The following is an 18230-nucleotide window of genomic DNA, read 5'->3' as shown; positions in this document are numbered from 1 at the left end:
ACCTGGCCCGCGGGCTGCGGCTCAGTCCGTTGGGCTCAATACCCGGGCAAAGAGTTCGTTTCGAAAGTGAATGCCCAAGCGGGCAAAGGCGCGATTGCGGTAGGTTTTGACGGTGGGCAGGCCCAGGCCCAGGTCGGCCGCGATGCCTTCTTGCGTCATGCCTTGCAGCAGGCGCTCACACACCTCCAACTCGCGCGCGGTCAAACTGGCGCACAGGGCTTGCAAACGCTGGCGCAGTTCAGAAGGTTCGAGCGCCATCCCTCGAGGGGCAGGCGTGGTGGATCCCAGGTGAGAGGGGACGGCTGGCGCATGCTGAGCCACTTGCAAATGCTTGCGAACCAAGGCCAACAAGGCCGGTGACAAGGCCTCGAAATCGCTGACCTGGGCGTCCGTGAACGCACGCTGGTGTTGGTGGCGGTAAAAATTGACGGCGAAAAGGTGGTCTGGCCCCTCGGTTTGCACAATGGACAGGCGCTCGGCCACGCCGTGGGCCTCGTAGATGCAGGCCCGGTGCTCTAGGGTGACTTCGCGTGCGCTGATGTGGCACAGTTGCAGACTGCCCGGAGCCGCCGCAGCCGACTCCAGGTGCAGGCTGCGGTCGGCACGGTAAGGGCCAGCCAGGTAGGCCTGCCAACAGTCGCGCGTGGTGTCTGGCACACCATGGCTGCTCGACATGAACAAGGCTGGCCGACAACCCAGGCCTGTGCGATACACCGCCCAGGACGCCGCGGGCAAGACTGGCCCCAGGTTGCGCAGCAAACCGGACTGGAAGCCGGGCTCGCCCAGTTGGTCAATGGCCTGCGCCAGTACCCCACCAGCAGCGGCCAGGGCTGAAGCGCCGACAGCACCGCCCCCCGCCCGAGCGCCCACCGACGCCAAGCGCCCGTCTGCCCCCGGGGGCGACCACTTTCTCATGAACCATGCTCCATGCCTGTCATCTTCAGGGATGACAGGCTGGTGACGCCACCGGACTTACGCTAGGGCAGTCCTGATTCGGAGCCCCCATGCCTGACTTCGCCCCGCCCTCGTTTCGCCCCTTTGCCGACCTGCAAGTCCAGGTGGGTGCGCCCCAGGAAGTGGGGGCCACGCCACGCGGCCGGCGCCGCGTCATTCCCATCCTGGGCGGCCAGGTGCAAGGCCCGGGCTGGACGGCGCGGGTGCTGCCTGGCGGCGCTGACTTCCAACTGCTGGTGAGCGACACCCTGGCGGAACTGGACGCGCGCTACGTGCTGGAGACCGAAGCCGGCGAACTGATTTACGTGCAAAACCACGCTTTGCGCAGCGGCCCCCCCGAGGCCATGGCCCGCCTGGTGCGCGGCGAACCCGTGGACCCCGCCCTGATTTACTTCCGCTGCAGCCCCCGCTTTGAGACCGCAGCCCCCTCGCTGCAATGGATCACGGAGCGCTTGTTCATTGGCGTGGGCCAGCGCGAGCCCAGCCAGGTGCTGATGCGCTTTCACGAACTGCTTTGACCGCCCCAGCACCGCTTGATTTGCCCGAAAAACCAAAGGAGACACCATGACCTCGAACCTGCCCAAGCCCCTGCGCCGCCACACCCTGGCCCTCGCTCTGATCGGCAGCACCCTGGGTGCGCTGAGCCTGGGCGCCCAGGCCCAAACCGCCGCAGCGCCCTACCCCAACAAACCGGTGCGCATCATCGTGGGCTTTCCCGCCGGCACCGGGCCAGACATCGTGGCGCGCCAACTGGCCCAGAAACTGTCAGAAGCCTGGGGCAATGCGGGGGTGGTGGTGGACAACAAGCCCGGCGCCGGGGGCTTGATTGCCGCCAGCGAGGCCGCCCGCGCCCCCGCCGACGGCTACACACTGATGCTGGGCGAAACCGGTCAACTGAGCATCGCCCCCAACAGCTACAGCCGCCTGCCCTACGACCCCGTGAAGGACTTCGCCCCCGTCAGCCAGGTGGTGACGGCCGACTTCGTGCTGCTGGTCAACCCCCAGAAGGTGCCCTCGCGCAATGCGCGTGACTTTGTCGAATGGACACGCAGCCAAAAAGGCATGTTCATGGCCACCTTCGGTGCGGGCACGCCGGGGCACTTTGGCGCGTTCATGTTTGGGGATGCCGTGGGCATGAAACCTGAGGCCGTGCACTACAAAAACACCACCGATGCGCTGGGAGGCCTGTTCAGCGGCGATGTGCAGGGTGTGTTCGCCAGCGTGGGTTTGGCCGCGCCCAATGTGAAGGCGGGCAAGTTAGTCGCCCTGGGCAGCACCGGCGCCACCCGCACGGCGGCCCTGCCTGATGTACCGACGTTGCGAGAACAGGGCTACAGCAGCCTGGAATTCAACTCTTGGTTTGGCATCGTGGCACCCGCCAAGACCCCGCCCGAGTTGCTGGCCCGCTTGAACGCTGACATCACCAAGGCCGTGCGCTCGCCCGAAGGCAAGCAAAAGCTCGAAGATGCCGGCTTCAAGGTCACGGGGACCAGTCGGGAGGAATTTGCCCGCATCATCGCAGCGGACACCGCCACCTGGGGCAAGGCCGTGGCCGCCACGGGCTTCAAGGCGGACTGAGCACCAACTCGCACCACCTCGGCCACACAGAAGCCTTCAGCAAGGCCAGGCGCGGAGTCAGCGCCAGGGCCGCCCATGACCAGCCTCAGCCCGGTGCAGACGCTGAACCGGACGGTGCTGGCTGGCGCGCCCGCCAGGCACGCAAGTCCTGCCGGTACTGGTCCATGGCCAAGTCGTGCAGGTCCACCACGCAGGGGTCACAGCCATTGCCACAGCAGCTGTCCAGGTCCAAGGGTGGAGGTGGCAGGGGTTGGGGGTCGGTCACAGAAGCGTCGCTCATGGCGGACGATTGTGGCGCAAGTGCCAAGTCCTCATTCGCGCCCAGCCCTTGGGTCGGACCCAACCCGGGCTCGAAAAAATGAGCGTCCTCATCGCCTATGCTCGGTCCTGCGCCGGCACCTTGACCGGTTTCAATGCATCCGCCCCATGAGCAGCCTGACCCTCGCGCGCGAAAAAATCTACCGAACCGTGGCCCGCCAACTGCATGGCCAAGTGCCCTGCTGGGTGTGTGGCGAGCATGTGCCCCATGCCGAAGCGACACTGGAGCACATCCAGCCGCGCAGCGAAGGTGGCAGTGGCCACCAGGACAACCTGGCCATCAGCCATGCGCGCTGCAACCACCAGCGGCACAACCAAAGCGCCGCCAGCCCACCGCCTTCACTGCGTTTGACTTCAGAGGCTTGATCGCCAAGCGGTCTGGCGCTGGCCAGGGTGGCGGCTCGGCTCGGGCCCCCCAGAGCGCATGGCCCCACCCGGGGCTTCAAAGCCCATCCAGCAGTGCAGGCAGCCCAAGGGCTGAGCCGCTCACCAAACGCAGCGTGGCCAACGGGTCCAGGTCGGTGGGTTGCGGGTTGAGCACCAACACCCTGGCGCCTGCGCTGTGCGCCAGCAGCACCAAGCCCGCGGCAGGATGAACTGCTCCGGCCGTGCCCACCACCAGCATCAAGTCACACCGCTGGGCCGCGCGTTCGGCTGTGCGCAGCACCGTCTCCGGCAAGGGCTCACCAAACCAGACCACGCCAGGGCGCACCAGGCGACCACAACCTGCACAACGTGGCACACCGCCAGCGGCTGCGCTCGTCAAAGCCGCTTGATCGGGCGACTGGCCGGATTCGGAGCAGCCTGACGCATGCTCATCGAGCCAGCGGTTGGCATTCAACGCCCCATGCAAGGCCAGCACCTCGGGGCTGCCGGCTTGCTGGTGAAGACCGTCGACGTTTTGCGTGATCAGGGTGAGGCGACCCGGGTGGCGTTGAGCAAAGTCCGCCAGGGCTCTGTGGCCCGCATTGGGCCGGGCCAGGGCCACGCGCTCTCGCCGCTGGCGGTACCAGCCCCAGATCAGGTCGGGGTCGGCCCGAAAGCCCTGCTCAGTCGCGAGTTGCTGGGGGTCGTAGCGCGACCAATGGCCGTCCAGCGCGTCGCGGAACGTGGGCACGCCCGACTCCGCACTGACGCCGGCGCCCGTGAGCACCGCGATCCGTTGGGCCTCTGCCACCCAGGTTCGGGCTAGAGCGAGGGCCGGGGCCTCTGGCAGGCCCGCGACCAGGGTGGGGTCTGTCACGGACCGTCCTGTCAGCTGCGCTGGCGCAGGGCCTCGTACAGGCACACGCCGCTGGCCACCGAGACGTTGAGGCTTTCCACCGCACCCGCCATCGGGATGCTGACCAGCTCATCGCAGGTCTTGCGCGTGAGTTGGCGCATTCCGTCGCCTTCAGCGCCCAGGATCAGGGCCGTGGGACCTTTGAGGTCCACCTGGTACAAGGTCTTGGGCGCGTCACCGCTGGTGCCAATGCACCAGATGTTGCGTTCCTTGAGCTCACCGAGGGTGCGCGCCAGGTTGGTCACCATGAAGTACGGCATGGTCTCGGCCGCGCCACTGGCCACCTTGGCCACGGTGGCATTGATGCCCGCCGCATGGTCTTTGGGGGCGATCACGGCATGGGCACCCGCGCCGTCGGCCACCCGCAGGCAAGCACCCAGGTTGTGGGGATCGGTGATCCCGTCCAACACCAGCAACAAGGGCGGGCCTTGGACTTGGTCGAGCAAATCGTCCAGCGACTTGATCTGCACCGTCGGTTCGACACGGGCAGCGACGCCCTGGTGGCCATGGCTGCCGGCGAGCTTGGCCAGGCGCAGGCCGTCAGCCTCGATCAGGCGGACACCGGCCTCGCGCACGCGGTCCAGGAACTGGCGCATGCGCGCATCACGGCGCGTGGGCTCGAAGTAAATTTCGATGATGGTCTGGGGCGCGGTCTTGAGCCGCACGCCCACGGCGTGAAAGCCGAACAGCACTTTGGGGGATGACATCCTCCGATTATCGGGCATCGGCCTCCAGCGGCGGCCCGCCCCCAGGCACGCAGCGCCAAGCCGACGTCCAGCCCTGGCTTCAAAGGCTGTCGTTGGGCCCCGTCTCGGCCTGGATTTGGCCGGCTTCAATCACGATGCGGTGCTCGCAACGCGCCGCAATGCCCCGGTCGTGGGTGACCAAGACCAGGGTGGTGCCGAATTCGCGGTTGAGCTCGAACATCAAAGACATGATCTTGTCGCCGGTGGCAAAGTCCAGGCTGCCTGTGGGCTCATCGGCCAGCAGCAAGGCGGGCTGGACCACAAAGGCCCGGGCCAGCGCCACGCGCTGCTGCTCACCGCCTGACAGCACGCGGGGGTAATGGCCCAGGCGCTGGCCCAGACCGACACGGTGCAGCATCTCGGTGGCGGCCTGGCGTGCGTCGCGCCGCCCGGCAAGCTCCAGCGGCAACATGACGTTCTCGAGCGCGCTGAGGTTGCCCATCAGCTGGAAGCTCTGGAAGACAAAGCCCACCTGGCGCGCACGAAGGGCGGCCCGGGCGTCTTCATCGAGCGCAAACAAGTCCACGCCACCGAGCTTCACGGTGCCACGCGTGGGCGTGTCCAGCCCAGCCATGATGGACAGCAAGGTGCTTTTGCCCGAGCCCGAGGCGCCGACAATGGCCGCAGTTTCCCGCGCCGCCAGGCGGAAATCGATATCACGCAAAATGTCCAGGGTGCCGGTGGAATCGGTGACGGACTTGAACACATGGTCCACCGAGATGATCGCGGGCGTGAGGGGTTCGGACATGAAAGGCTTTGCGTTTTGAATCAGTTGAAAAATCAGCGGCCGGTGGCGGACACACAGCGCCCACGGCGTCACTTTATCCGCAGTGTGTTGGGTGGCATCGTCGCAGGGTCATGTGGCGGCTTGGTGAAGGCACAAAACAAGGCCCCGCCTTTGGTCCTGGTGGTGGGCGACTCGCTGAGCGCCGAATATGGCCTGCGCCGAGGCAGTGGCTGGGTGGCCTTGCTGGCCGACAAAGGCCGACAGGAAAAGCCGCAGTTCGAGGTGCAGAACGCCAGCATCAGCGGCGACACCACCTCGGGCGGGCGATCACGGTTGCCAGCTTTGCTGGCCCAACACAAGCCGCAGGTGGTGGTGATTGAACTGGGGGGCAATGACGCCTTGCGGGGTCTGCCGATCAAGATGACCGAGGACAACCTGACGCAGATGGTGCAGGCCTGTCAGGCCGCCGGGGCCCGCGTGCTGCTGGTGGGGATGCAGGTGCCGCCCAACTACGGTGCGGCCTACAGCGAAGACTTCAGCCGGGCCTTCGGTCGCGTAGCGACGGCCCAGAAAACCGGCTTGGTGCCCTTTTTGCTCAAGGGCGTGGCCGACCGGCCCGACGCCTTGCGCCTGTTCCAGGCCGACCGCATCCACCCGACCGAAGAGGCGCATCCGCAGATGCTGGCCAATGTGTGGCCGGAACTGCGCCGCTTGTTGCGCTGATCAAGCCGTCTTGTGAGACGCGGGCTTGAGCATGCCCAGGAGCGCTCAGCGCGGGTGATGGCCCGCCCAAGCGGTCTGTGCGCGGCTCGGCAGTGGGCCCATCAACGCGCAACGATGAACTCAGGCCGCCGGAGGGGTGTCGGTGGCGGGGGCGACGCTGCTGGGCGTGTCGCCGGGCTGTTCGGAGAACTCGTTCCCACTGTCGGTGGACTCACCACCAGGCGTCTTCCGATCCGCTTTGGCCTTCAGCTTTTCTTCTTTCTTGCGTTTCTTCGCCAGTTCCTTCTGACGCTTTTCGTAGCCATAGTTCGGTGTTGCCAAGTTGGGTTCTCCTTATCCAGTTGAAGTCCACTGTAACACCGGGCCCGTCCCCTCCAGGCTCAGGCCTGCGTGGAAGTTGGCTCTGGCGACGCTGGCGATGACCCTGGCCACTGAACCGCGCCCCGATAAGCATGCCAGGTCGCATGGCCCAGCCAGGGCCCCAACAACACCAGCCCCAGGCCCCAGGGCCACAGCGCCAAGGCGACCAAGACGGTGATCAAAGCGCCCCAAAACAGCATCACCCCCGTGTGGCCCAGCACCACGCGGATGCTGGTGATGGCCGCGGTGATGGCGTCGGTGTCGCGGTCCAGGATCATGGGAATGGAGACCACGGCAATCGAGAACACCAGGCTGGCAAAAATGCCGCCCACCACGGTGTAGACCGCGACAAATTCCCAGTTCTCCGGGTTGAACACCGCCTGGATGACGCCTGTGGTGGACGGCATGCCGGTGTTGAAGAACACCGCAAACACCACCAGAGAGGCACGCCCCCAGATCAGTTCAAGCACCATCAAGACCAGCACCAGCATGGCCATGCTGCCCATGTGCTGGTCCCAGCAGACGATGGACCGCCCCAACTCGGGCTTCAGACCGAGTTCACGGCGGCGGCTGGCGTCGTACAGGCCCATGGCCAAGAACGGCCCCAGAAGCAGGCAGCCGGACGCGATCGACATGGTGTATTCGGGATTGCTGCGGAACACCCAGCCCAGCAACAACGCCATGCCCCAAAAACAAACGCCGTAAAACAGCGCAATGCCGGGCGCCGCGATGAGGTCGGCCGCGCCGCGCGCCAACCAACGCCAAGGATCTGAGAAGTGCAGCGGCGCGAGGCGCAGGCGGGAGGCCTCGGCGCTGTCGGGGGCGTGACCCGATTCAGGGGTGTTGGGGGGAACGGATGCGCCCGGAACCGGGTCGTGTGCAAGAGGTGCTGCCATGGGGTGCCTGAGCCTTTGCGCAAGAAAGGGAGCTGAAGAAGCCCCCTCAGGCTAACCGGCACCCTGGTCAGGCGCTACTCAGGAAACTACCAAGCTTGGGCCTGGGCTGCTCTTTCAAGCGGCCCAAGGGCCCGTCCAACTCACAAAGACGGCAAGGCCGCGGCGAGGGCCTGCGCCAGATCGGCTTGGAGGTCCGTCACCGCTTCCAAACCAATGGAGAAACGCACCAGGTGACCGTCATGCAAATGCGGCGTGGGCTGGTGGCGCATGGAGCGCAGCGCGTAAGGCACAACCAGGCTGATCGGCCCGCCCCAGCTGTAGCCGAGTTTGAAGAGCTTCAGGGCATCGCAGAACGCGTCCACCTGAGCGGGGCTGTAACGCGAGTCCAGCAAGATGCTGAACAAGCCCGCCGCTGCACCCGCTCCCCCATCGGCGGCGCCACACAAGGCCTGCCATTGGGCATGTCCCGGCGCGCCAGCCAAGGCGGGGTGCAGCACCTGAACCACTTCGGCGCGTTGCTGCAGCCAGCCCGCGAGTTGGCGGGCTGCGTGGTCATGGGCTCGGTAGCGCAAGGCCGTGCTGGGCAAGGAGCGCAGCAGGGTCTCGACGTCATTGGCGCCCACGCCCAGTCCCAGGCGCATGTGCGTGCCCTTGATGCGCAGGTGCAGGGCCTCGTCGCGGGTGATGACGCTGCCCATGAGCACATCGCCCCCGCCGCTGGGGTACTTGGTCAACGCATGGGCGCTGATGTCCACGCCCCAGCCTTCACCGAAATCAAAGGGGTTGAAGGCCAGGCCAGCGCCCCAGGTGTTGTCCAGCGCACTGATCACGCCGTGCTCGCGGCACAGCCGCGTCAAGGCCGGCAGGTCGGGAAACTCCATGGTCACCGAGCCCGGCGCTTCCAACCAGACCAGGCGGGTGCGCGGCCCCAGGCGCTGCGCCAAGTCCGCGGGCGACAAGGGGTCGTACCACTGGTGGCTGATGCCCCAGCGCGCCAGCTCGCCCTCAGCCAAAGCCTTGTTGGGACCGTAGGCGTTGTCCGGAATCAGCACCTCATCACCGCTCTGGAGCAAGGCCAAAGCCACATTGGCCAGGGCAGCCAGCCCGCTGGGCACCAAAACGCACTGCAGCCCCCCTTCAAGCTGGCACAAACGTTCTTCGAGCGTGAAGGTGGTGGGCGTGCCGTGCAAGCCGTAGGTGTAGCCGTGGCGGCTGCGCCAGTCGCGCGTGCGCATCGCTGCCGTGTTGGGGAAGATGACGGTCGACGCCTTGTAGACGCCAGGCTGGGGCGCCTGAAAACCGGCTGGGGGCTGATAGGGGTGGTGAATCAGCGCCGTTTGGGGCTGCTGGGTGGGCTGTTTGGGCTCGTTCATTGCGTCATGTTATCGCCGCGCTGTGCAAGCGCGGGTCAACATCGGCACCGCGATGTCTGGCCCCGCATTGGAATGAAGATGGCTTTGGCCGCAAAATGACCACCTATAGACATCCAAGCCCCCACGGTAACTGCCTTGATCAACGACCGCCTGCACCGCCTGTTTCCCTTTCTCAATTGGCCACGGCCTTCCAAGGCCTTGTTGCTCAATGAGTTTGCAGCCGGCATGACCGTGGGCCTGATGCTGCTGCCCCAAGGCGTGGCCTATGCGGCCTTGGCGGGCATGCCCCTGGTCACCGGCATTTACGCCTCCATCGTGCCCGCTGTGGTGGCCGTGTTGTGGAGTTCGTCCACGCGGCTCGGCGTCGGCCCCACCGCCTTGAGCAGCCTGCTGATTGGCGCCTCGCTGTCGGGCCTGGCCGAACCCGGCAGTGACACCTGGGTGTCGCTGGCCGTTTGGCTGGCGCTGTTTTCGGGTGGCCTGCAACTGCTGTTGGGCTTGGGACGCTTTGGCTGGCTGCTGAACCTGGTCAGCTCGCCCGTCTTGTCGGGCTTCACCCAAGCCGCTGCCCTGCTGATCCTGGGCTCGCAAATGCGGGCTCTGAGCGGCATGCTGCCCGAGGCCACCGATTGGCTGTCGCCCAACGCGCACGATCTGAACGCTGTGGGCTTCGGACTGGGCTCCCTGCTGCTCCTGCTGGCCGCCAAACGCTGGGTGCCACGCTGGCCAGCCGCCATCCTGGTGGTGATCGGCGCTGGGGCGCTGAGTGCCTGGACGGGTTTTGCCCAACAAGGGGGCGCGGTGGTGGGCGCCTTGCCCGCAGGCCTGCCCAGCTTTTACTGGCCAAGCGCCCTGCCCTTGAATGCATTTGGACAACTGATCATGCCGGCCCTGGTGATCACGCTGATCAGCTTTCTGGAGACCGCCTCGAGCGCCAAGGTAGAGAACCAGCGTGGTGGCACCCAGTGGAACGAAAACCAGGACCTGATTGGCCAGGGTCTGGCCAAAATAGCCTCGGGCCTGAGTGGCTCGTTTCCGATCAGCGCCTCGTTTTCACGCTCGGCCGTCAATTTGTACGCGGGGGCCAAAACCGGTTGGGCCACCTTGTTTTCGGTGCTGCTGGTGGTGGTGGTGCTCCTGTTCCTGACGCCTTACATGTTCCATGTGCCGCAGGCCGTGCTGGCCGCGATTGTGGTGGCCGCCGTGCTCAACCTGATCAAGCCGCAGCAGTTGCTCGGGCTTTGGAAGATTTCCCGGGTCGAAGCCGTGACGGCAGCGGCCACCTTCGCGCTGACGCTACTGACAGCACCGCAACTCTACTGGGGGGTGCTGGCCGGGCTGATCGCCAGCCTGACCCACTTTCTGTACCAGCGCCTGCACCCCCGCATCATCGAGGTCGGTCTGCACCCCGACGGCAGTCTGCGTGACCGGCATTTGTGGCATCTGCCGCTGCTGGCCCCCGATGTCCTGGCCTTGCGCATGGACGCGGAGTTGGACTTTGCTTCGGCCAGTACCTTGGAGCGCCATGTGGTGGACCAACTGGCTCAGCGGCCGGACACGGCGGCCGTGTGTCTGTTTGCCCAGCCGATCAACCGCATCGATGTGACCGGGGTGGAGGCGTTTCAGCAAATCACACTGTTGCTGCACGAACGCGGTATAGCGCTGTTCATCAGTGGGCTGAAATTGCCCGTGGACACCGTGCTGCGCCGGGCGGGCTGCCTCCAGGAGGGACCGCTTTTGTTCACAGGTCGCACCGATGCAGAAACTCTGACCTTGTTGCAAAAATTCACCATTCAACGGTAAAGCCGGGTAGAAGGCCGGCTTTTCTCGGGCGAGCGAGACGAACGGTACTGTTAAACTTGCCCAAACTCTTGTCCAAGACCCTTCGTGTCCTCCAACCCGGCCCCTGCATCGATCGAACTCAGCCAACTGCGCCTCGATACCGCACAGGCCTTGCTGGCCTCGGATGAAGAAATCACTTCACCCGAAGCGGACTCCCCCACCGGCTACCTGCAACAGCTCATCGACGGGCTGTGCGAGTTGTCGCTGAAAGACCCCCTGACTGGCTTGGCCAACCGCCGCCAATTCCGGGCGGTGCTGGATCGCGAAGTCGACCGCGTCACCCGAACCGGCGAATCGGCGCTGCTGTTGATGCTTGACATTGACCACTTCAAAGTCGTCAATGACACCTACGGCCACCCCGCTGGTGACATCGTCCTGCAGGCCGTGGCCCAAACCCTGGCCAGCTGCGTGCGGCCCATGGACACCCTGGCCCGCTACGGCGGAGAAGAGTTCGCCGTGGTCCTGCCCGGCTGCCAAGCCGCTTTCGGCGAGGCGGTCGCCGAGCGCATCCGCAGCATTGTGGAAAGCACCTCCATCGCCATCGAGCCCGGTCTGCAAATCCGGGTGACGGTGAGCATTGGCGGCTCCTTCACCCTGCCCTGGGTCAAGGCCAGCATCCCGACCTGGATTGAGCGCGCCGATCATCAGTTGTACCGAGCCAAATCAGAGGGCCGCAACCGCGTCTGTCTGGACTTCCCACCCGACAGCACCGTCAGTGCGGAGGAGAAAGGTTTGCTTTTTTACCACCTGCCCGACCCCACGACAGACGAGATGGCCCCCCCCATCAGCGACCCGGCCGACAGCGCCAACCGAAAGTGAATAGATGAGCGAAGCGCTGAAACCCACCCTCCACCCAGCCGCCGTATCGGCCAAGGTCATGGCCATCACCAGCGGCAAAGGCGGCGTCGGCAAGACGTTCGTGGCGGCCAACCTGGCTGCTGCCCTGACACGCCGAGGCCAACGTGTGCTGGTCCTGGACGCCGACCTGGGCCTGGCCAATTTGGACGTGGTGCTCAACCTGCACCCCAAAGTCACCCTGCACGATGTGTTCACGGGCAAAGCCACGGTGGACCAAGCCATTGTCAAAGCCCCAGGCGGCTTCTCGGTGTTGCTGGCAGGCTCGGGCATGGTTGAATACTCGCGCCTGACCCCCGAGGTGCGTGACGAATTCGTGCGCGTGCTCAAGGGTTTGCTGCCGCGCTTTGACGTGGTGCTGCTGGACACCGGCGCGGGCATTTCGGATGTGGTGCTGTTTGCCATCTCGCTGGCCGGCGAAGTGCTGATCGTGGCCACGCCTGAGCCGACCTCGCTGACCGACGCTTACGCAGCCATCAAGGTGCTGTCGATGCAGCAAAAGCGCCGCCATGTGCGAATGATCATCAACCAGACTGTCCGCCCAGGCGATGGCCGCGCCATCACGGGTCAGTTGCAGCAGGTGCTGGACCGCTTTGTGAGCACGGACACAGGTCGCCCAGTGCGTTTGATTCACCTCGGTGACATTCCGGCCGACCCCTCGGTGCGCGACGCCGTGATGCGCCGTCAGCTGCTGTCGCTGAACAACCCCAACAGCCCGGCTGCGCTGGCGATTGCCCAGTTGGCCAATAAGATCGACGAGACCGTGTTGACGCCAAACGGGTCCTGACCCCCCTGAGGCTCCGCCCATGAAAAAAGCCCCGCATGTTGCCATGCGGGGCTTTTTTTCGATGGGCCTGCCGCAGCAGGCCGCCTCAGGTCAGAGGGCTCAGATCTTCCACTTTTCGAGCAGCTTTTCGGGCCGCAGGCTGTCGTAGCTTTCGAAGGGTTGGTGGATCCAGGGGTTGCTGGGCAGGTACTCCACCGAGTAGTCAGGGCTGAAGATCGAGACCTGCTTGGTCCAGATCACGGCGCTGCGCAGCTCCGTGATGGGGCTGTAGTTGGTCTTTAGCATGTTGATCACCGCGTTCAGCGTGTGGCCCGAATCAGCCAAGTCATCGACCAGCAGCACGCGGCCAGCGATTTCGCCCTTGGGCGTGGTGATGAAGCGGGCGATGTCGAGGTGGCCCTGCACCGTACCGGCTTCGGCACGGTAAGAACTGGTCGACATGATGGCCAAGGGCTTGTCAAAAATACGGCTCAGGATGTCGCCTGGGCGCATGCCGCCGCGAGCCAGACACAGGATGGTGTCGAACTGCCAACCCGATTGATGGATCTTGATGGCCAGTTTTTCAATCAGGCTGTGGTACTCGTCGTAGCTCACGTACAGGTGTTTGCCGTCTTCGGTCAGCATCGGATAGCTCCTGGGTGGAATAACCAAAAAAGCCCGCTGCGCTCAGGCAGCGGGCTCATTATTGTTGAAATTGTCGGAGAAAGTAAAAACCAATCAGGCCAGGTAGGGGTGGCGCATCATGATGGTGTGGTCGCGGTCCGGGCTGGTCGAGATCACGTGGATGGGAACCCCCGTCACTTGCTCGATGCGCTGCAGGTACAGGCGTGCATTGATGGGCAGCTTGTCGTAGTCGGTCACACCCACGGTGCTGTCAGTCCAGCCTTCGATGGTTTCGTAGATCGGCTTGCAGCGGGCAATGTCGTCCGCGCCCATCGGCAGGATGTCGGTCAATTCACCGTCGAGTTCATAGCCCGTGCACAGCTTGAGCTCGGACAGGCCGTCCAGCACGTCAAGCTTGGTGATGCACAGACCCGTCAGACCGTTGACCTGGGCACTGCGCTTGAGCAGCGCGGCATCGAACCAGCCGCAACGGCGGCTGCGTCCCGTGGTCACACCCTTTTCAGCACCGATGGTGCTCATGTGCCAACCCGGTGTGCCTTCCTTTTCCCAATCGAGTTCGGTCGGGAACGGGCCACCGCCCACGCGGGTGCAGTAGGCCTTGGTGATGCCCAGGATGTAATGCAGCAGGCCCGGACCCACACCTGAACCTGCAGCGGCATTGCCAGCCACGCAGTTGCTCGAGGTGACATAGGGGTAGGTGCCATGGTCCACGTCCAGCAAAGTGCCTTGAGCGCCTTCAAACAGCAGGTTGGCACCCTTTTGGTGGGCGTCATTGAGTTCACGCGAGACGTCGGCCATCATGGGCTTGAGCAATTCGGCGTGGCGCATGGCTTCGTCGAACACCGGCTGGAACTGCACTTCACCGTTCACGATGTAGGGCTTGAGTGCGTCGCCGAAGACGAACTGACCCGAACCCAGGAAAGTGGTCAGCACATGGTTGTGCAGGGCCAGCAGCTCGCGCAGCTTGGCGGCAAAACGCTCGGGGTACTTGAGGTCTTGCACGCGCAGGGCGCGGCGAGCGATCTTGTCCTCGTAGGCGGGGCCAATGCCGCGGCCGGTGGTGCCGATCTTCTCGGTGCCGCCTTGTTCACGCGCGGCTTCACGGGCCACGTCCAATGCGGCGTGGAAGGGCAGGATCAGCGGGCAAGCCTCGCTGATGCGCAGGCGCGAGCGCACTTCAACGCCCGCCTTTTCCAGGCCTTCAATTTCTTCAAACAGCTTGGCGGCCGACAGCACCACACCGTTGCCGATGTAGCACTTGACGCCAGGACGCATGATGCCGCTGGGGATCAGGTGCAGTGCCGTCTTCACGCCATTGATCACCAAGGTGTGACCCGCGTTGTGACCGCCCTGGAAGCGAACCACGCCTTGGGCGCTCTCGGTCAGCCAGTCCACGAGCTTGCCCTTGCCTTCGTCGCCCCACTGGGTACCGACGACAACCACATTACGACCGCTTGTCTTATTCATCACTGTATTTATTTCAAAGGGATTTCACGACCCACTGACCGGCACTGGAGACCAGTTGGCGATCGCAATGGAACTCATCGACTTCACTCTCATGGCCTGGCAAGACACAGACCACTGTTTCGCCTTGTTCGCGCAAGGCGGCCACCGCCGCGCGCAAGGCCGAATCCAGACCCCAAGGCGCCCGGATGGCGGCCTTGAGTGCACGCGGCGCCACCACCCCGACCAGCTCGCGCAGGTCCAAGCTGAAGCCCGCGGCCGGTCGGTTGCGACCAAACACCGCACCCACCTCATCGTAGCGACCGCCCCGTACCAAGGCGTCGCTGGCGCCCGGCACAAAGACCGAGAAGCGTGCGCCGCTGTAGTAGGCGTAGCCGCGCATGTCGGCCAAATCAAAGGTGACGTTGACGTCACCCAATTGGGCAGCGAGCCAGCGCAGCTGGGCAATGGCCTCCAACAGGGCTGGGTGAGCGGCGAACACACGGCTCGCTTCGTCCAGCACGGAGACATCGCCATACAGACCCGGCAGGGCTTGCAGCAATTCCCGCACGGGGGTTGGCAACTGGGCGGTGATCGAACGCAACTCACTGCCCGCTTTGGCGGCCAAGGCTTGTTGCAGGTCGTTCAGACGGGCAGGCTCGATGTCCAGACCACGGAGCAAACCACGCAAGATCCGAGCATCGGCCAGATCGACGCTGACGCCCGACACCCGCGCTGAGCGCAGGCATTCCAGGGCCAGTTGCACGGCCTCAAGATCAGCTTCAGGACCGGCGTGGCCGTAGATCTCGGCACCAAACTGCAGCGGCTCCCGCGTGGCATGGGGACGGTCTGGTCGGGTGTGCAGCACCGGGCCGCAGTAACACAGGCGGGTGACCCCTTGGCGGTTGAGCAAATGGGCATCGATGCGGGCCACCTGCGAGGTGGTGTCCGCACGCAAACCCATGGTTCGGCCCGAGAGCTGGTCCACCAGTTTAAAGGTCAGGAGGTCGAGCGCTTCGCCGGTACCGGTCAGCAGCGATTCAAGGTGCTCGAGCAGCGGCGGCATTACCAACTCATAGCCGTAGCCACGCGCCGTGTCGAGCAGGGCGCGGCGCAGTTCTTCGATGTGCCGTGCCTCAGAAGGCAGGACATCGGCAATGTGATCCGGCAGGACCCAAGCAGACATGGATAAAGGGGGGGCTGTTAAAACCGCGATTTTACAGATGTTGGCGGGGCCACTCAGGAGAGTGCCCACACCAAGGCCAAACCAGCGAGGATGCTGAGCAGGCCTACGAAGCGAATTTGACCGTCTTGCAACTGCAAAAGACGGCTGAACGTTTGGCGCCAGCCACCGGGTGAAATGAAAGGGAACAGCCCCTCAATCACCAGGACGAAGGCCAGCGCCAGCCACAGGGCATCGAGCTCCAAAACCGGGACTCACTTCTTGGCGGCGGCCGCACCAGCGGCACCAGCCCCGCCGCGGAAGACACGGAAGAACTCCGAGCTGGAAGGGTCCACCACCACGACATCGCTCTTCTTGTTGAGCGTGGCCTTGTACGCATCCAGGCTGCGGTAGAACTGGGCAAAGGCCGGGTCCTTGCCAAAAGCCTCAGCGTAAATGCGGGCGGCCTCGGCGTCGCCCTCGCCCTTGATCTGCTGGGCTTCGCGGTAGGCATTGGCAATGGTGACTTCGCGCTGGCGGTCAGCGTCGGCTCGGATTTTTTCGCCCTCGGCTCCGCCGGTGGAACGCAGTTCATTGGCCACGCGCTTGCGCTCGGCCTCCATGCGGCGGTAGACCGACTCGGTGATGGCGTCCACATAGTCGACACGGGTGATGCGCACATCGACCACGTCAACGCCCCAAGGCTTGGCGCCCTTGACGACCGCCAGCACTTCGCGGCGCACGTCGGTCATCAGCGCATCGCGCTTGAGCGAGAGCAGCTCTTTCACGGTGCGCTTGTTGACTTCCTCCTGGAAGGCATTGCGCACCACTCGGTTGAGCTGATTGGCGCCCGCGCTTTCGTCCAAGCCCACGTTGCGGATGTATTCACCCGGATCCGTGATGCGCCAGCGCACGTACCAGTCGATCACGACGCGTTGCTTCTCGGCCGTCAGCATGGGCTCGATGTCGTTGCCGTCCAGCGTCAGCAGGCGCTTGTCGATGTAGGACACATTTTGGAACGGCGGCGGCAACTTGAAGTTGAGGCCGGGCTCGGTGATGACTTCCTTGATCTGCCCCAACGCATAGACCACCCCAAACTGGCGTTGATCGACCACGAACAAGGTGGAGCTGCCCAAGGCCAGCAGGACCAGCAGGGAGGAAATGAAAAATCCGATTCGGTTCACGAAGCTACTCCCTATCGCGAGTCGCGATCACGCGAGCGGCCGTTGTCACGGGCCCGGGCGTCGCTGGAAAAATTGGAACTGCTGCTGGCTGGCGCTTGCGCCGCCGGCACCGCTGCCGGCGAAGCCGCGTCCACAGGCGCAGCCGTTGCAGGCATCTGCAGCAGCTTGTCCAAAGGCATGTACAGCATGTTGCCACCTTGGCGAGACTCGATCAGCACCTTGCTGACGTTGCCGTAGATCTGCTGCATGGTGTCGATGTACATGCGGTCACGGGTGACCTGAGGCGCCTTCTGGTACTCGGTCAACACCGACTTGAAGCGCTGAGCATCCCCCTGCGCCTGGGCCACGATGCGGGCCTTGTACGCGTCAGCCTCTTCCTTCAGGCGCGAAGCCGAACCCACGGCACGCGGGACCACGTCGTTGGCATAGGCTTGGGCTTCGTTCTTGGCGCGCTCGCGCTCTTGACCGGCCTTGAGCACATCGTCAAAAGCCGCCTGCACTTGCTCGGGTGGGCGCACGCCACCTTGCTGCAGGTTGATGCCGACCACCTCGACGCCGACCTTGTAGCGGTCCAGGATGCTTTGCATCAGGGCGCGCACACGCGGGGCGATCTGGTCGCGCTCGTCGGCCAACGCCGTGTCCATGCGCATCTTGCCCACGACTTCGCGCACCGCGGTTTCAGCCGCCTGCACCACGGCTTCGCCAGGGTTCTTGGACTCGAACAACCAGGCACGCGCATCGTTGAGGCGGTACTGCACCGCAAACTTGATTTCGACGATGTTCTCGTCCTCGGTCAGCATGGCCGACTCACGCAAGCCCGTGCTCTTGATCACCGTGTCGCGCCCCACATCCACCGAGCGAATTTGGGTCACGAACACCAATTCATGGCGCTGAATGGGGTACGGCAGACGCCAGTTGAAGCCAGCGCCCACAGTCGACTTGTAACGGCCGAATTGGGTGATCACCGCTTGCTGACCTTCTTGCACGATGAAGAAGCCGGTGCCCAGCCAGATCAGCAGCGCGACCGCCGCGACCAAGCCAACCCCCAGACCCGCGTTCTTCAGGTCGGGTTGGTAACCACCACCCGAGCCCTTGCCACCGGAGCCGCCGCCTTGGCCACCACCACTGCCGCCAAAAAGCTTGCCCAGCTTGCGATTGAGGTCACGCCACAGTTCATCCAGGTCTGGCGGCTGAGCGCCCTGCCCTTTGTTCGGCTCGCGGGAGTCCTTCTCAGGACGACCCCGTTCACCCGACGAATCATCACCGCGCCCCCAGCGGGGGTCGTTGAGATTGAACATCCCCCTGATGCGACCGGACACCGATGTCCAGCCCAAGGCCTTGGTATTGAAGTTCATTAGCGTTGCTCTTTTCTTGTT

The 18230-nt window shown here is 64.4% G+C and carries 21 protein-coding genes; 7 read left to right on the top strand and 14 right to left on the bottom strand.

Going from position 1 to position 18230, the window contains the following annotated elements; translation table 11 throughout:
- Positions 1-21: 21 nt before the first annotated feature.
- The gene (locus PSQ39_RS09885; protein ID WP_273926600.1) at positions 22-915 is read right to left on the bottom strand and encodes a helix-turn-helix transcriptional regulator; all 894 of its coding nucleotides are present in this window, start codon (positions 913-915) and stop codon (positions 22-24) included.
- 89 nt (positions 916-1004) lie between these two features.
- Between PSQ39_RS09885 and PSQ39_RS09880 the strand changes: the two genes are divergently transcribed.
- Together PSQ39_RS09880 and PSQ39_RS09875 are read left to right on the top strand one after the other, a co-directional pair.
- Complete coding sequence (locus tag PSQ39_RS09880; RefSeq protein WP_273926599.1) at positions 1005-1472, top strand: DUF3237 domain-containing protein; 468 nt, start codon at positions 1005-1007, stop codon at positions 1470-1472.
- 46 nt (positions 1473-1518) lie between these two features.
- The gene (locus PSQ39_RS09875; RefSeq protein WP_273926598.1) at positions 1519-2532 is read left to right on the top strand and encodes a Bug family tripartite tricarboxylate transporter substrate binding protein; all 1014 of its coding nucleotides are present in this window, start codon (positions 1519-1521) and stop codon (positions 2530-2532) included.
- A gap of 85 nt (positions 2533-2617) precedes the next feature.
- On the opposite strand, the gene PSQ39_RS09870 is transcribed toward PSQ39_RS09875, so the two are convergent.
- Complete coding sequence (locus tag PSQ39_RS09870; protein ID WP_273926597.1) at positions 2618-2812, bottom strand: oxidoreductase-like domain-containing protein; 195 nt, start codon at positions 2810-2812, stop codon at positions 2618-2620.
- A gap of 146 nt (positions 2813-2958) precedes the next feature.
- On the opposite strand from PSQ39_RS09870, the gene PSQ39_RS09865 reads away from it, so the two are divergent.
- On the top strand, positions 2959-3216 hold the full coding sequence (locus tag PSQ39_RS09865) for an HNH endonuclease (protein WP_273926596.1): 258 nt from the start codon (positions 2959-2961) through the stop codon (positions 3214-3216).
- Between the two features lie 76 nt (positions 3217-3292).
- Here PSQ39_RS09865 and PSQ39_RS09860 read toward each other — a convergent pair whose 3' ends face one another.
- The 3 genes from PSQ39_RS09860 to PSQ39_RS09850 all read right to left on the bottom strand — a co-directional run bounded on the left by PSQ39_RS09860 (position 3293) and on the right by PSQ39_RS09850 (position 5626).
- Complete coding sequence (locus PSQ39_RS09860; RefSeq protein WP_273926595.1) at positions 3293-4093, bottom strand: SIR2 family NAD-dependent protein deacylase; 801 nt, start codon at positions 4091-4093, stop codon at positions 3293-3295.
- A gap of 11 nt (positions 4094-4104) precedes the next feature.
- Positions 4105-4839, bottom strand: coding sequence for a 23S rRNA (guanosine(2251)-2'-O)-methyltransferase RlmB (rlmB, locus tag PSQ39_RS09855; RefSeq protein WP_273926594.1), 735 nt, complete (start codon positions 4837-4839; stop codon positions 4105-4107).
- 79 nt (positions 4840-4918) lie between these two features.
- Complete coding sequence (locus PSQ39_RS09850; protein WP_273926593.1) at positions 4919-5626, bottom strand: ABC transporter ATP-binding protein; 708 nt, start codon at positions 5624-5626, stop codon at positions 4919-4921.
- A gap of 96 nt (positions 5627-5722) precedes the next feature.
- On the opposite strand from PSQ39_RS09850, the gene PSQ39_RS09845 reads away from it, so the two are divergent.
- Positions 5723-6328, top strand: coding sequence for an arylesterase (locus tag PSQ39_RS09845; RefSeq protein ID WP_273926937.1), 606 nt, complete (start codon positions 5723-5725; stop codon positions 6326-6328).
- A 120-nt stretch (positions 6329-6448) separates the two neighbouring features.
- Here the strand turns inward: PSQ39_RS09845 and PSQ39_RS09840 are convergent, their stop codons facing one another.
- The 3 genes from PSQ39_RS09840 to PSQ39_RS09830 form a co-directional block, all read right to left on the bottom strand.
- Positions 6449-6649: a hypothetical protein gene (locus tag PSQ39_RS09840; RefSeq protein ID WP_273926592.1), complete on the bottom strand. Its 201-nt coding sequence runs from the start codon at positions 6647-6649 to the stop codon at positions 6449-6451.
- Between the two features lie 59 nt (positions 6650-6708).
- The gene (locus PSQ39_RS09835) at positions 6709-7584 is read right to left on the bottom strand and encodes a DUF2189 domain-containing protein (protein ID WP_273926591.1); all 876 of its coding nucleotides are present in this window, start codon (positions 7582-7584) and stop codon (positions 6709-6711) included.
- A gap of 140 nt (positions 7585-7724) precedes the next feature.
- Positions 7725-8957 (bottom strand): PLP-dependent transferase, encoded by a 1233-nt coding sequence (locus tag PSQ39_RS09830; protein WP_273926590.1) that lies wholly within the window; start codon positions 8955-8957, stop codon positions 7725-7727.
- Positions 8958-9092: 135 nt separating this feature from the next.
- Between PSQ39_RS09830 and PSQ39_RS09825 the strand changes: the two genes are divergently transcribed.
- The 3 genes from PSQ39_RS09825 to PSQ39_RS09815 all read left to right on the top strand — a co-directional run bounded on the left by PSQ39_RS09825 (position 9093) and on the right by PSQ39_RS09815 (position 12441).
- On the top strand, positions 9093-10760 hold the full coding sequence (locus PSQ39_RS09825) for a SulP family inorganic anion transporter (protein WP_273926589.1): 1668 nt from the start codon (positions 9093-9095) through the stop codon (positions 10758-10760).
- A gap of 84 nt (positions 10761-10844) precedes the next feature.
- Positions 10845-11618, top strand: a complete 774-nt coding sequence (locus tag PSQ39_RS09820; protein ID WP_273926588.1) for a GGDEF domain-containing protein — start codon at positions 10845-10847, stop codon at positions 11616-11618.
- A gap of 4 nt (positions 11619-11622) precedes the next feature.
- On the top strand, positions 11623-12441 hold the full coding sequence (locus PSQ39_RS09815) for a MinD/ParA family protein (RefSeq protein WP_273926587.1): 819 nt from the start codon (positions 11623-11625) through the stop codon (positions 12439-12441).
- 99 nt (positions 12442-12540) lie between these two features.
- Here the strand turns inward: PSQ39_RS09815 and PSQ39_RS09810 are convergent, their stop codons facing one another.
- From PSQ39_RS09810 to hflK, 6 genes are all read right to left on the bottom strand, one after another.
- Complete coding sequence (locus PSQ39_RS09810) at positions 12541-13065, bottom strand: phosphoribosyltransferase (RefSeq protein WP_273926586.1); 525 nt, start codon at positions 13063-13065, stop codon at positions 12541-12543.
- A 93-nt stretch (positions 13066-13158) separates the two neighbouring features.
- Positions 13159-14532, bottom strand: coding sequence for an adenylosuccinate synthase (locus PSQ39_RS09805; protein WP_273926585.1), 1374 nt, complete (start codon positions 14530-14532; stop codon positions 13159-13161).
- A 13-nt stretch (positions 14533-14545) separates the two neighbouring features.
- Positions 14546-15694: an ATP phosphoribosyltransferase regulatory subunit gene (locus PSQ39_RS09800; protein WP_273926584.1), complete on the bottom strand. Its 1149-nt coding sequence runs from the start codon at positions 15692-15694 to the stop codon at positions 14546-14548.
- A 53-nt stretch (positions 15695-15747) separates the two neighbouring features.
- Positions 15748-15936, bottom strand: a complete 189-nt coding sequence (locus PSQ39_RS09795) for a DUF2065 domain-containing protein (protein WP_273926583.1) — start codon at positions 15934-15936, stop codon at positions 15748-15750.
- 9 nt (positions 15937-15945) lie between these two features.
- The gene (gene hflC, locus PSQ39_RS09790; protein WP_273926582.1) at positions 15946-16854 is read right to left on the bottom strand and encodes a protease modulator HflC; all 909 of its coding nucleotides are present in this window, start codon (positions 16852-16854) and stop codon (positions 15946-15948) included.
- Positions 16855-16865: 11 nt separating this feature from the next.
- The gene (hflK, locus tag PSQ39_RS09785) at positions 16866-18209 is read right to left on the bottom strand and encodes an FtsH protease activity modulator HflK (protein WP_273926581.1); all 1344 of its coding nucleotides are present in this window, start codon (positions 18207-18209) and stop codon (positions 16866-16868) included.
- Positions 18210-18230 lie beyond the last annotated feature (21 nt).

The sequence above is a fragment of the Curvibacter microcysteis genome, assembly GCF_028649455.1.
In the GTDB taxonomy this organism is placed as follows: Bacteria; Pseudomonadota; Gammaproteobacteria; order Burkholderiales; family Burkholderiaceae_C; genus Curvibacter; species Curvibacter microcysteis.
This window is presented reverse-complemented; position numbering and strand designations above follow the sequence as displayed.